The sequence below is a fragment of the Halobacillus salinarum genome, from assembly GCF_022919095.1.
Taxonomy (GTDB): Bacteria; Bacillota; Bacilli; order Bacillales; family Halobacillaceae; genus Halobacillus_B; species Halobacillus_B salinarum.
The window spans coordinates 630372-644772 of sequence record NZ_CP095073.1 but is presented as its reverse complement, the minus strand read 5'-3'; the positions used below and the strand labels follow the sequence as shown (position 1 = coordinate 644772).

7 protein-coding genes are annotated in these 14401 nt (G+C 44.6%); 1 reads left to right on the top strand and 6 read right to left on the bottom strand.

The window, feature by feature from the left end:
* Positions 1–61 precede the first annotated feature (61 nt).
* Both MUN89_RS03480 and gltB read right to left on the bottom strand, forming a co-directional pair.
* On the bottom strand, positions 62–1549 hold the full coding sequence (locus MUN89_RS03480) for a glutamate synthase subunit beta (protein WP_244711444.1): 1488 nt from the start codon (positions 1547–1549) through the stop codon (positions 62–64).
* Between the two features lie 18 nt (positions 1550–1567).
* Complete coding sequence (gltB, locus tag MUN89_RS03475; RefSeq protein ID WP_244711442.1) at positions 1568–6151, bottom strand: glutamate synthase large subunit; 4584 nt, start codon at positions 6149–6151, stop codon at positions 1568–1570.
* Between the two features lie 526 nt (positions 6152–6677).
* Here gltB and MUN89_RS03470 point away from each other — a divergent pair.
* Positions 6678–8477: an AAA family ATPase gene (locus tag MUN89_RS03470; protein ID WP_244711440.1), complete on the top strand. Its 1800-nt coding sequence runs from the start codon at positions 6678–6680 to the stop codon at positions 8475–8477.
* A gap of 94 nt (positions 8478–8571) precedes the next feature.
* On the opposite strand, the gene MUN89_RS03465 is transcribed toward MUN89_RS03470, so the two are convergent.
* The 4 genes from MUN89_RS03465 to MUN89_RS03450 all read right to left on the bottom strand — a co-directional run bounded on the left by MUN89_RS03465 (position 8572) and on the right by MUN89_RS03450 (position 14381).
* Positions 8572–8949, bottom strand: coding sequence for a PH domain-containing protein (locus MUN89_RS03465; protein WP_244711438.1), 378 nt, complete (start codon positions 8947–8949; stop codon positions 8572–8574).
* A 37-nt stretch (positions 8950–8986) separates the two neighbouring features.
* Positions 8987–9886, bottom strand: a complete 900-nt coding sequence (purU, locus tag MUN89_RS03460) for a formyltetrahydrofolate deformylase (RefSeq protein WP_244711436.1) — start codon at positions 9884–9886, stop codon at positions 8987–8989.
* Between the two features lie 112 nt (positions 9887–9998).
* The gene (locus tag MUN89_RS03455) at positions 9999–11915 is read right to left on the bottom strand and encodes a glycoside hydrolase family 13 protein (protein ID WP_244711434.1); all 1917 of its coding nucleotides are present in this window, start codon (positions 11913–11915) and stop codon (positions 9999–10001) included.
* A gap of 24 nt (positions 11916–11939) precedes the next feature.
* Positions 11940–14381: a glycogen/starch/alpha-glucan phosphorylase gene (locus MUN89_RS03450; RefSeq protein WP_244711433.1), complete on the bottom strand. Its 2442-nt coding sequence runs from the start codon at positions 14379–14381 to the stop codon at positions 11940–11942.
* Positions 14382–14401 lie beyond the last annotated feature (20 nt).

The window sequence follows — 14401 nt, the reverse complement described above, 5'->3', positions numbered from 1 at the left end:
TTTGCTTTGCATGCAAAAAACCTACCTGAATTCAGATTCAGATAGGTTCCTCCTTCTTTAATTAAGGCAGATCGGTCGCGCCCATTAAATAACGGTCGCATTCTCTTGCGGCTTCGCGTCCTTCATTGATCGCCCACACAATCAAGCTTTGTCCCCGGCGCATATCTCCTGCAGCAAATACGCCTTCTACATTGGTTTTGTATTCTCCGTATTTTGCTTTGATTGTCGATTTCGCTTCTGTTTCAATTTCCATTTTTTCGATTAAATCCTGATCTGGACCAGTAAAACCGATCGCGAGCAGCACGAGGTCTGCTTTCCAGACTTTTTCCGTACCCGGAATTTCTTCACGATAGCGATTACCTTCTTCATCAAATTTCAGTCTGACGTTAACCGTGTGAACCTCTTTTACACGGCCGTTTTCATCTCCTACGAATTTTTTCGTCATCACGGCAAAAGCCCTGGGATCTCTTCCCATGACAGCCGCCGCTTCTTTTTGGCCGTATTCAACACGGTGAACGATTGGATATTGCGGCCAAGGATTCGTAAGATCATCGCGGTCATCCTGCTTTTTATCATAAATGTCAAACTGGGTGAGGCTTCTGCAGTTATGACGTACAGAAGTTGAAATACAGTCTGTTCCTGTATCTCCTCCTCCAATGACGATCACGTCTTTGTCTTTTGCAGAAATATAATTTCCATCTCTGTGCTCTGTATCTAACAAGCTCTTTGTATTCGCATGTAAGAAGTCCATCGCATAATGGATGCCCTTCATGTCTCTGCCTTCAACTTCCACATTCCGCGGAATGGTGGCACCTCCGCAAAGGATGATGGAATCAAACTCGTCCCGCAGACGTGAGACCGGGTAATCTTTTCCTACTTCGGTGTTAGTAATAAACTTGATGCCTTCTTGTTCGAGAATAGTGATACGGCGCTCCACTACGGAATAAGGAAGCTTCATTTCCGGAATACCGTAAGTTAACAAGCCTCCTACACGATCTGCACGTTCAAATACGGTCACTGTGTGCCCGGCTTTGTTCAATTGAGCTGCTGATGCTAACCCGGCAGGACCTGAACCAACTACTGCAACTTTTTTACCTGTCCTCATCTTCGGGGGTTCAGGAACGACCCAGCCTTCTTCAAAGCCTTTTTCAATAATGGAACGTTCGACGGTCCGAATAGCTACCGGTGGTTCGTTGATTCCAAGAACACATGCACCTTCACAAGGTGCCGGACAGGCGATCCCCGTAAACTCCGGAAAGTTATTCTTCTCATGTTCCACCTTTAAGGCTTCTTTCCATTGACCACGATAAACAAGGTCATTCCATTCAGGAATCAAGTGATTAACCGGGCATCCTGTAGTGGAACCATTGATTTCCATTCCTGTATGGCAGGTAGGCACACCACAGTCCATGCAGCGTGCTCCCTGCTTTTGAATTTCCTCGTCTAACATAGGGAGAGTGTAATCCTTCCAATCTTTCGTACGAGTCGATGGATCACGTTCTCGCTGTGTTTGGCGTTCATACTCCATAAATCCAGTTGACTTCCCCATCGTATCCCTCCTTGTGAATTAGACCTCTACCGGTTTTTTGCTTTCTTCAAATGCTGTCATTTCAGCATCGTATTTATTTAATCCGCTTTGAGTTAAGTTTTTAATCCGTTCTTGAATTTCAAGGTATGCTTTTGGAATGACGCGTTTAAACCTTGGCAGGAAGTCGGTCCAGTTATCCAGAATGCGGCGTCCAAGAGGACTGTTCGTATAATCCACATGTTTTTGGATCATCTGGCGTACCTCTTCCATTTCCTCCTGTTCGGTCAGTTCCTGAATAAGGACAAGCTCCCGGTTAACCTTTGTTTCAAAGGGAACTTCCAAATCTTCCAGTACATAGGCGACCCCGCCGGACATTCCTGCGGCAAAGTTACGGCCGGTTGCACCAAGCACGACTACCTTTCCTCCGGTCATATACTCGCATCCGTGGTCCCCGACGCCTTCGACCACTACTTCTGCTCCACTGTTTCTTACACAGAAGCGTTCACCTGCGAAACCATTAATGTAGGCTTGGCCTCCGGAAGCCCCGTAAAAAGAGACATTCCCAATGATGGTATTCTCTTCAGGAACAAACGTCGACCTTGGAGATGGATGGACGATGATTTTTCCGCCGGAAAGCCCTTTGCCGACGTAGTCATTGGCGTCACCGACAAGCTTCAAGGTCATGCCTTTTGGAATGAAAGCGCCAAAGCTTTGACCTGCAGAGCCTTTAAAGGTCAGACGGACCGTATCCTCATCCAACCCGTCAGCCCCGTACCTTCTCGTAATCTCACTTCCGAGGATCGTGCCTGTAACTCGGTGGATGTTCCGAATCGAGCCGGTGCCTTCAACGGGCTCCCGATTTTCAAGGGTTTTCTTACAAAGTGGAAGAAGCTCTTCCATGTCGATCGTTTTATCAAGGCCGTGATCTTGTTCGATCATTGCATAGCGCCCCACATCTTCTCTTACTTCCGGCTGGTAAAGCAATGCTGATAAATCGACACCTTTGGCTTTCCAATGATCAATGGCCTGGTTGGCTTCCAGTACATCTGTACGGCCAACCATTTCATTAATGGTTCTAAAACCAAGCTCAGCCATCAGCTCACGAGCTTCTTCAGCAATAAACCGCATAAAGTTAGCGACATGCTCCGGATCACCCATAAATTTCTTTCTCAATTCCGGATCCTGTGTGGCGACTCCAACAGGGCAGGTATTTAAGTGGCAGACGCGCATCATGACACAGCCAAGGACAACAAGTGGAGCAGTAGAGAAGCCGTATTCTTCTGCACCTAACAATGTGGCTACCACTATGTCTCTTCCTGTCATCATTTTTCCGTCCGTTTCCACAACAATACGATCACGCAGACGGTTTAATAAAAGCGTTTGATGAGTCTCAGCAAGACCGATTTCCCAAGGAAGACCGGCATGTTTAATACTCGTGCGAGGCGCAGCTCCGGTACCTCCATCATACCCGCTGATTAACACGAGATCAGCGCGGCCTTTCGCCACTCCGGCAGCAATCGTTCCTACCCCTACTGCTGATACGAGTTTAACACTGACGCGGGCACGCGGATTCGCGTTTTTCAGGTTGTGGATCAATTCCGCTAAGTCTTCAATCGAATAAATATCGTGGTGCGGTGGAGGAGAGATGAGCTCTACTCCCGGTGTGGATCCACGTACTTCAGCAATCCACGGGTACACTTTCTTTCCTGGCAAGTGTCCGCCTTCCCCAGGCTTAGCACCCTGGGCAATCTTGATTTGAATTTCATCAGCGTTTACAAGGTAATGACTATTAACCCCGAATCGTCCAGATGCCACCTGTTTAATGGAGCTTCGGCGTGAGTCGCCGTTTTCTTCGGGAGTAAAACGATCAGGATTTTCTCCACCTTCTCCTGTATTACTGCGCCCGCCAACACGATTCATCGCAATTGCCAAAGCTTCATGAGCTTCTTCACTAATGGAACCGTAGGACATAGCTCCTGTCTTGAAACGTCTGCATATATCCTCAACGGATTCGACTTCGCTCACAGGAATCGAAGGTCGTTCTTTAAAGGAGATCAGTCCCCGTAAGGATTGGAGATTGCTCGTTTCATCCGTCAGCATTTGGGAATAGTCTTTGTACAGCTCATAGTTATTGGTCCGGCATGCATGCTGAAGCGTATGAATCGTTTTTGGATTGTACTGATGATCTTCTCCATTGCTTCTGTACTGGAATTCATCTCCTGAATCAAGAGCATCCTCTGTAATTCTTTTTTCAGCAAAGGCCCGATCATGCCTCATTAAGACTTCTTTTTCGATAATATCCAAGCCAATACCGCCTAGTCTTGATGCGGTACGGGTAAAGTATTTTTCGATGACGTCCGTTTGAATGCCGACGGCTTCAAATATTTGGGCGCCGCGGTAACTCTGAATAGTGGAAATCCCCATTTTCGAAAGCACTTTAATAACGCCGTCTGTCACGGAGTGAATAAACTGGTCGACCGCATCATCAAGCGTTTCAAAAGGAATCTCTCCTTTCAGAAGTAAATCGTTAAGTGATTCATAAGTTAGATACGGGTTAATCCCTTCTGCGCCATAACCAAGCAGACAAGCAAAGTGATGGACTTCCCTAGGTTCAGCGGATTCCACGAGCAGACTGACTTTCGTCCGCGTGCTCTTCCTGATTAAATGGTGGTGCAGCCCGGAAACGGCCAGCAATGCAGGAATGGCCGCATGCTTGGAATCTACTCCACGGTCGGAAAGAATCAGCAGCGTCGCTCCATTGTTGATGGCTTGATCAGCTTTTTCAAACAACGATTCCAAAGCTGCTTCCATATGGTTGCTGCCTTCCTCTGCTTTGAAAAGGATAGAAAGGGTTTCCGATTGGAAGCCTTCCAAATCCTGCTGACGGAGCTGCTCTAATTGATAGTTTGACAGAATTGGAGAATCAAGTTTGATTTTCCTGCAGCTTTCAGGCTTTGGCTCGACTAAGTTTCCTTCTGCTCCGATCGTCGTTTCCACCATTGTGATCAATTTTTCACGAATCGCATCAATAGGGGGGTTGGTCACCTGGGCAAACAACTGCTTGAAATAGCTGTAAAGGAGCTGGGGCTTTTTAGATAAAACGGCCAGCGGTGAATCATAGCCCATGGAGCCTACAGGATCCTTCTTGCTTGCTACTAAAGGAATTAGAATTTTATTAAGCTCCTCTTTTGTATAGCCAAAAGCAAGCTGGTGCTCAAGCAGGTTCTCTATATTCTTAGCCGGCTCTTCTTTCGGTGCTGGAACGTCGGCAAGGTCCCACTTATGCTCATCCAGCCATTGATCATACGGCTGTTCCTTGGCAACTTCCATCTTGATTTGTTCATCTGGGATAATTTCCCCTTTTTCCAGGTCGACGAGCAGCATTTTACCTGGGTTAAGTCGATCCTTATAAAGGATATCATCAGCAAAAATATCAAGAGCGCCAACTTCAGAACCTAAGACAATCATTCCATCCTTGGTGACGTAATAGCGGGCGGGCCTTAAGCCGTTACGATCAAGGCAGGCGCCTATTTGCTTACCATCTGTATAGACGAGCGCAGCCGGACCGTCCCATGGTTCCATTAAACAACTGTGATATTCATAAAAGTCTTTCTTCTCCCGCTTCATGGATTTATCATTGGCCCATGGCTCTGGAACCATCATCATAGCAGTGTGGGCAAGAGAACGTCCGGACAAATATAAAAATTCAAAAGCGTTGTCAAACATGGAAGAGTCACTTCCGCTTGAATCGATGACAGGTAAAATTTTCTGCAGATCTTCCTCTTTGAAATATCCCGATTTACACAGCTCTTCACGGGCTCTCATCCAGTTAACGTTACCGCGAATCGTATTGAATTCTCCATTGTGGATTGTAAAGCGGTTAGGATGTGACCTTTTCCAGCTAGGGAACGTGTTTGTGCTAAAACGTGAATGGACTAAAGCAAGAGCTGTTTTGAAATCGGGGTGATTGAGGTCGATATAAAAGGAGTCCAATTGTTCCGGAATGAGCATTCCTTTATAAACAATGGTACTGGAGGATAAACTGCTGATATAAAAATCATCGTTTCCTTCCATCCTCGCTATCTCAATCTCGGTACGTTTACGAATAATGTATAGTTTTCGTTCAAAGGTTAATTGATCATTTATGTCATCGGCCGGCGAAACAAATGCCTGGCGGATAAATGGTTTCGTTTTCTTAGCATCTTTCCCGACAAAAGAATCATTAACAGGCACCGTACGCCAGCCAAGAAAGTTCTGGCCTTCCTCCTTTACGATCCGTTCGAAGATCTCCAGGCATTTCACACGGATTTCCTGCACATGTGGGAGGAAAACCATCCCTATTCCATACAATCCTTCGTCTGGAAGTTCAATGTCCTCTTTTTCACATTGCTTTTTGAAAAAATAATGAGGAATCTGGGTCAAGATTCCTGCGCCATCTCCTGTACTCACATCTGCTGCCTGACCGCCGCGGTGTTCTAAGTTACAAAGAATAGTAATCGCATTTTCTACAATGCTATGTGATTTCGATCCATTAATGTTGGCAATCATCCCTATTCCGCAAGCTTCATGTTCATTCTCTGGGTTGTACAATCCCTGTGCGATAGGATAACCATGCTTTTCCATGACGTCTTCCTCCTCTGTTTATCAATAAAGCTGTTTCAGCATGACGAAAAGTGTTAAAATTCTGTCTTTTTCAGTTTTTTACTAGTATATCATGAAAAATAAGAGGAATCACGCCTTCTCACCGCTGTCAGCGCGCCTTTCCCATGAAAATCTCCAAAGATATACAATTATAATGATTTGAAAATACCTTATTTAATAGTAATGAAAGCGCAACCATATTTGGAGCGGATTTTTGCGGATTTTTTTAAAATTTTTTTAGTTTTCCCTCCCTAATTGGAAGTTGTATCTAGTAATGGGAATGATTTTTTTACAATTGAGTAGATATGATAAAGGGACAATTTAAGGAAAATTAACATAAATCCTATTGAATTTTTCTGAAAATTCGGTTATTATATACTATATTTCCCCTTGACCTTCTCTCGATTGGCAATCTCTGCGCCGTACAATTGACTGTCCCTTCAACTTTATTTCCCTAAATAGGATCACTAGTTTTTTATTTATGAATAGGAAAGAGGAGGAATTACTAGTGTGGTTAACAGATTCAGCTGGGAAGCCCGCTATGGAAGGTAAGTCAGCTACCCTTGGCGGAGATGCTTTTATTGGTCGTAAAAACGAACTACGCGTATTTGAAGACCTCCTGCGTAAGAGCAGGCACAATAAGCACCTCCTCCACATTTACGGAGAAGCCGGTATTGGAAAAACCTCACTTCTGCAGGCATTTCAAAAGATCACAGAGCCTATGGATAAGATGGTGTACTTTAACTTGGACAGCGATGACCTCATTCATTCGCCTTCCTGCCTGGCAGAGCAGATGATTCACTTGATTTCGACAAAACTTCACATCAGACCGCCTCATGCGGCTAAGTCATTAGGGCTTGACGACTGCGTGCATATCATTAAAAATGCCGCGAAAATTTACCAGATTGTCATTGCAATCGACCATTTCGAAAAATTCGGCAGCTTAGGCCAACAGTTACGGGAAGGATTCATTGAACAGCTTCCTTCCAATACCCTTGTCGTGATTGCCGGCCGTCACCCGCTGGCAGATGGGTGGGTGGATTCCTCCACATTACATGCATCCATTACCCAGCTGCAGCTTACAGGCTTTAATTACGATGAGAGCTGTACGTATTTACAAGAAGCAGGAGTGGAAGGACAAAAAGCGTTCAAGAATATATGGCATTACACGGATGGGCACCCGTTAGCCCTTTCCTTTTTCCGTATCAGCCATTACGAGGATGCCTACACACGTGCGTATCCTCCCACCTTGGAAGAACGTCTATCCTACTTAATAAAAACTTGGCTGGAAGGAATATCTGATCCGGATTGGCGGCTGCTGATCGAAACCGCTTCTGTTGTCAGGCACTTTAACCAATCGTTGATTTCCAACGTGCTCAAAGAGCGTGTATCAGCTACGGCCATAGCAGAATTGACGTCCCTGCCGTTTGTCAAAAAAACTAATCACGGCTGGACGATCCACGAGCTGGTCCGCTCAAAAATTATTCTATTGCTGAAAGAAGGAGCTCCGCAGAATTACCATCTGCTTCGAAGACAAAGCGCATACCATTTTCTCCATAAAATGAGTGCCAATGAATTAACGGACAGGAACCTTGCCGAATTTCTTTACCATGTAGGAGAAGAAATCACCCGCTCCTCTCTATTTACAAGCACAGCTGATTCGAATAAATATTTAGATCCGATTGGAAAACATAATCTCGAGGAACTGGAAGAATACGTGCAAAAGAAACAACCATTCATGGAAAACATTCTTGAATTATCCAACACTGAGGAAGACTTCAGCCCAAGCGGCTTCCTAAATCCCGGCTGGAATAATGAGCGCAGGCCTTCCTTTCAATTTGTTAAAAACGAGCATGGCCAGAATTTAGGACTTTCCATTGTCGTTCCCATTAACAGGGAGACGATACAACATTTAAAATCTGCGCCGGCGTCAAGAGGATACTTTAAAGATTTGTCCATGATGGACGAAAAGGAATATTCGGTTTCTCAGGATTCCCAATCCGGCTGGTACATTCGAATGCTGAGCTCAAGCAGACATGAAGACGCAGAAACCGGCTACTTTCTGCTTTATCATCTATTTCCGCTCCTGCTCACAGGAGGGAGAATGCTGATTTCTACACCCAATTCAGCATTCCAGGATTTAATCAAATTTTTCGGTTACAAAGAGGTTGAAGGAGCATCCTTCCAAGAAGAGGATGGCATTTCTTCTCCCACCTATTTACTCGACGTTCGCGGGCCGAGACTGGTACCGTATTTGAATCAACTGGCCGACCGCGCCTACTCAAAAAATCATGTGCCGAACAGATAAAAAGAAAGACTGGCGTTAACTCGTCAGTCTTTTCATTTTGCATTACAAATTAAAAACTTGTAGAAAACCCAGAGGTTTCCTACAAGTTGAACGGTTATGATAAAACATATCCAGCTAAGGTCTGCTGCACCTCATGAATAGGACTGTCTTTTTTGAACGTTTTTCCGATCGGTTCACTCGTACCGGAAATCCAAATCTTCAGCTCTGAATCAAGATCAAAGCTTCCTGCTGTTTCCACACGAAAATGAGTGATGCTTTTATACGGGATGGAATGATAATCGACCTTTTTTCCTGTCATCCCCTGCTTATCAATTAAGATCAATCGCTTGTTAGTAAAAATGAACAAGTCTCTAAGCACTTTATAGCCGCTTTGAAAATCCTCTCCAGGAACGAGAATATCCTCCAGCTCACGTTCCACTTTTTCACGGTTCACTTCACTTGCATTGCCCATTAATCCGTCTAGGAATCCCATTTTCTTCACTCCTTTTCCTTATATCGTGCTTCACTCTCTAGAATACAATGGTTTTATTTTCATGCACAATAATCCGGTCTTCCAGGTCCCATTTCATTGCCCGGGCAAGGACGCTCCGCTCGATCGACCTGCCAATTTTCTTGAGGTCCGTCACATGATCCCTGTGGTCGACGCGCATGATATCCTGTTCAATAATCGGTCCTTCATCCAAGTCATTCGTTACATAATGAGAAGTAGCTCCGATTAATTTCACACCGCGTTCATAAGCCCGTTTATGAGGGCTGGCGCCTACAAAAGCAGGCAGGAACGAATGGTGAATATTAATGATACGATGCGGATGCGCCGCTACAAAGTCTGGTGTAAGAATTTGCATATAACGAGCCAGAATGATTAAATCAACGTCATATTGGTCCAATAGGTCAAGCTGCTGCTGTTCGACTTCCTTCCTGATTTCCTTGTTTGCAGGAATGTAGTAAAAAGGGAGATTAAATGACTCCACGATCTCCCGGCCCTCTTCGTGGTTGCTGATGACAAGGGCGATATCGGTCATTAAATCACCACTCTGCCACTCCCACAACAACTCGCGTAAACAATGCAGTTCTTTTGAAACAAAGATCGCCGTTTTTTTCAAATCACATACACACGAAAGCTTCCACTTCATTGAAAATTTTCGGGCCACTTCTTTAAACGCCTCGCTGATGTGAGTTTCCTTAGCTTTCAGGTGATCCGCTCGGAATTCGATCCGCATGAAGAAGGTTCCCTTATCCGGGTCTGTCGTGTACTGGCTGGATTCTATGATATTTGCGTCGTGTTCATAGAGAAAATTGGAAACTGACGCCACAATTCCAGGCTGATCAGGACAGCTGATCAGCAGCCTTCCCTGGTTTTGGTTTTCCTGTTTGAATTCTTCGATAAACTGCTGAGTATATGAGTTCATAAGCATCTCCTTCACTTCGTTGTTTCACATTATAGAGCACTAAAGCAGCCATTTAAACCATTTTATCAACGATCCTCTCTAAAGGAAAAACCAGCCTAAGTGAGCTGGCTGGTCAGTGCATGTGGCGAAGCAGTAAACTTTCCCCTGGCTGAAGCGTCAGTGAAAAAGTTCCTTCGGTCACCTTGATGATTTCTTTACTGCGCATATGCTGCCATTTTCCTTGGCGGAGCGGTAAAGAAACCTCTCTTTTTTCTCTATAGTTCCGATTAATCAAAAACAACAGATGGTCATCTTTCATTTTCTCGCCAAACTCATCCGCCTCGTTTTCGATCGACCTTTCAAATCCATACACATCTTTATGCAGAGCGTGGGATTTCCAAGCTCCCGTTCGTAATGCAGGATGCTTTTTCCTCCATTTTCCCAGTTTTTTATACCACGATAAAAGCTCCTTATCTTCCTTTCCCCAAGGATAAGGCTTGCGGTTATCAGGATCTGCTCCCCCTGTCACCCCTGCCTCATCCCCATAGTATAAAGAAGGAATTCCTGGGAACGTGTACAGCCACAAACTCAATCCTTTCATCTGTTCTTTGACGATTTCTTCCCGTTCTTCAAGAGATAGATCATCAGGCAGATAATCGTTCAGCAGTGTTTTCACCCGCTCCACATCGTGGCTGGAAAGCATATTCATAAGGGCATAAAAGTACTGGGCAGGATAATGTTCACTTAAGGTCAAAAGCCGGCGCTCAATATAATAGGCATCGAGTTCATTCTTAATAAAACCAAGCATGAGCTGACGCAATGGATAATTCATGACTGAATCCAATACGCCGCCAAGAAAGTATTTTCTCCTCGTCCCATAGGCACTTTTGTTGGAAGCATCCTCCCACACTTCCCCGAGCAGGACACTGGATTCGTCGACTTTCTTTAACTGCTGATTTAACTGGCTGATTAAATCATCAGTCAATTCATCCGCTACATCAAGCCGCCAATGTTTCATTCCAGCTTTTTGCCAATACTTAATCACACTGTTCTCTTCATGAATGAGAAAATCGAGGTAGCTTTGTTCGGATTTATTTAAAGTCGGAAGCGTACCTACGCCCCACCACGCTTCATAATCATCAGGATAGTTGTAAAAGGTGTACCATGGGTAATACGGAGATTCTTTGGACTGGTATGCCCCTAAGGAATCGTATTCCCCTTTTTGGTTGAAGTAAATGCTGTTACTTCCTGTATGGCTGAATACACCGTCAAGCATGATTTCCATGCCCCTGCTTTCTGCCTCCTCGATCAGTTTTTCAAAATCCTCTTTCGTTCCAAGCAGGCAGTCAATTTTATGATAATCACCAGTATCATACCGGTGATTGCTTTCCGCTTCAAAAATTGGATTTAAGTAAATAACGGTCGTCCCGAGAGACTCGATATAATCCAATTTATCAATGATCCCCTGCAGTGTTCCGCCAAAGAAATCCCAGCGGATCACCTCTCCTCGTGCATTTCGCACGTAGACAGGATCATTTTCCCAGTGGGTATGCATTAAGCTTGTTTTTGGGGCTTTTTCCAAATCAGGTTCTCCAGAAACGTGGAAGCGGTCGGGAAAAATCTGGTACATCGTCGCGTGCTTCCACCACTTGGGCGTTTTATACTCATCGTCGTACACGGTGATCTGCCAGGAAGGCGGAACCTGGGAGTAAATCAGTCCCTCTCCGCTTTCTTCAATATTTTCCCTACCATAATAATAAGTAGCTTCTTCTGTGTTAATTTCAAAATAGTACCAGACGAGCTGAGGTTCTTCCGGGACGGTAATGGTCGTTTCAAAAGAGTGATGCTGGTGTTCCTCACTGTATAAATCCATTTCTTTTGTATGCTCTTCATCTACAGAATCGAAAATATAGTGGAGAACGACACGTGAAACTTGGTATTGATGATGAATGTCAATCGTTAGGAAGACGTTTGAGCCCTTCGGTGCCGCACCGAAAGGCTCTCTATATTTAAGGTCAAAACTATTGTGGTAAATATCCTGCTGTTTCACATTAACTCCTCCCTTTCCAAGCAGTTACAGCAACGTATGGACCGGCGCGATCTCCCAAATATCGGAAGCATACTCCTGAATGGTCCGATCGCTTGAAAAATGGCCGGATTGAGCAATGTTGACTAAGCTTTTTTTATTCCAAAGTTTTTGGAGCCGGAAGTCCTGGCTGACGAGCTGCTGGGCTTTCATATAGCTTACAAAATCCTTCAAAACAAAGTATTCGTCATTATAGTGAACGAGCGAGTCAAAGATATCCTGAAACTCTGTTTCTCCTCGTGAAAACGGGCTGTAGCGGACAAGCTGATCAAGAGTATTTCTCACACGTTCATCGGATTCATAAATTTCCTTGGAAGAGTAGGCACCATTCCGGTAATATTCAAGCACTTCTTCCGATTCGAGACCGAACAAATAAATGTTATCGTTACCAACACGTTCGTAAATTTCGACATTGGCACCATCCAGCGTACCTATGGTTACTGCTCCATTCATCATCAGTTTCATATTTCCTGTTCCCGAAGCCTCTTTGCTGGCTGTCGAAATTTGTTCACTTACATTCGTTGCGGGAATGATCTTCTCAGCTAATGAAACGGAGTAGTTTTCAAGAAAAACGACTTTTATTTTGTCCTTCACGTCCGGATCATGATTGACAACATTCGCAATCGTGTTAATCAGTTTGATCACTTTTTTGGCGAAGTAATAGCTTGGAGCCGCCTTTGCTCCAAAGATAAAGGTCCTCGGCACCATATCAAACGCTGGTTCCGCCTTAAGCTTAGTATAGAGATACATAATATGAAGTGCATTTAACAACTGGCGTTTATACCCATGTAGTCGTTTGATATGGACATCAAAAATGGAATTCGGATCAATTGTGATGCCGGCTCTTTCATTTACATAGTGGGCAAGGTTCATTTTGTTCTGCTGCTTAATTTTCCCTAACTCCGTCAGCAAAGCCGGATCCTCTTTTTCTTTGAGTAATTCAGACAGCCTGGCGGGATCATCCACCCACTGTTCTCCAATCGTTTCAGTAATTAAATCAGCTAAAGCCGGATTCGCGTGCATGAGCCAGCGGCGATGCGTAATGCCATTTGTCTTGTTGTTGAACTTCTCTGGAAATGTATCATAATAAATCTTCATTTCCCGTTTCTTTAAAATTTCCGTGTGAAGCTTCGCCACCCCATTCACACTATAGCTGCCTACAATTGATAAATGAGCCATTTTTACTTGGCCATCCGCAACGATTGCAAGGCTTGCAATCCTGTCAAAATTGCCAGGGTCCTGTTTCCAAAGCATTTTGCAAAACCGTTCGTTGATTTCATCAATGATCATAAAGATTCTAGGCAGAAGGGATCGTACAAGGTTAACCGGCCATGTTTCCAGTGCTTCACTTAAAGTGGTATGGTTGGTGTAGGAAACAGAAGATTGGGTGATCTCCCACGCTTCCTCCCACCCCAGCTGTTTATCATCCATTAAGATTCTCATTAACTCCGGGATGACCAGGGCAGGGTGCGTGTCATTAATGTGCAGGGCGACTTGGTCAGAAAATGAGGACCATGGCAGGTTTAACCGTTCAAAGTTTTTCACTGCGCTTTGAACTCCAGCTGAAACGAGGAAGTATTCCTGCTTTAACCGGAGTCTTTTCCCTTCCTCAGTGGAATCATCGGGATATAGGAACTCACTGATGGCTTCCAAAGATCGTTTGTGAGCCAGAAAATTGCTTGGTTTTTGCTGATGGTTGAACGCCCTGAGCAGCGTGTCTTCTTCAGTGGCTTCAGCCGACCAAAGCCTTAACGTATTCACTGTCTCATTGTTATAACCGACAACAGGCACGTCATAAGGGACGGCGTTCACTTTTTCATAATCCGTATGTTTGAAACTCAAATTCCCTTCTTCATCTTTTACTGCTTGAACCTGACCCCCGTACCTTACTTCTACAGCTTCCTCCGGCCGCTTCACTTCCCAGACGAATCCCTTTGACAGCCAGTGATCAGGAAGCTCTACTTGATAGCCGTCGATGAAGTGCTGGTCAAACATCCCATAGCGGTAGCGCATACCAAATCCGTGGCCTGCATAACCGAGAGAAGCTAAAGAATCAAGAAAACAGGCAGCCAGACGGCCGAGGCCGCCATTGCCAAGTCCTGGATCTTCCTCTTTTTCTTCAAGACTCTTAAGCTCAAGTCCTAAATCGAAGAGACCTTCCTTTACGATGGATAGAATTTGCATATTCAGAAGATTATTCCCTAATAAACGACCCATGAGAAATTCCATAGAAAAGTAGTAGACTTGTTTTTCCTGAGCCTTCTCATAACGGAGATTCGTTTGAAGCCATTCTTTACTGAGTTTATCCCGTAACAGCGATCCTAAAGCTCTAAAAGCATCGAGATCGGTCGCTATGTCTACTTTTTTACCAAGCTCTGTTTCGAGCTTCTCACAAAACGCCTGTTTAAAATCTTCTTTATCGCTGAACATACAGCTTCCTCCAATCAGGC

Excerpts from the sequence above, each read along its gene's own strand:
- MUN89_RS03480 (WP_244711444.1), bottom strand. The coding sequence starts at position 1,549 with ATGGGGAAGTCAACTGGATTTATGGAGTATGAACGCCAAACACAGCGA.
- purU (WP_244711436.1), bottom strand. The coding sequence starts at position 9,886 with ATGAACTCATATACTCAGCAGTTTATCGAAGAATTCAAACAGGAAAAC.
- MUN89_RS03450 (WP_244711433.1), bottom strand. The coding sequence starts at position 14,381 with ATGTTCAGCGATAAAGAAGATTTTAAACAGGCGTTTTGTGAGAAGCTC.
- gltB (WP_244711442.1), bottom strand. The coding sequence starts at position 6,151 with ATGGAAAAGCATGGTTATCCTATCGCACAGGGATTGTACAACCCAGAG.
- MUN89_RS03465 (WP_244711438.1), bottom strand. The coding sequence starts at position 8,949 with ATGGGATTCCTAGACGGATTAATGGGCAATGCAAGTGAAGTGAACCGT.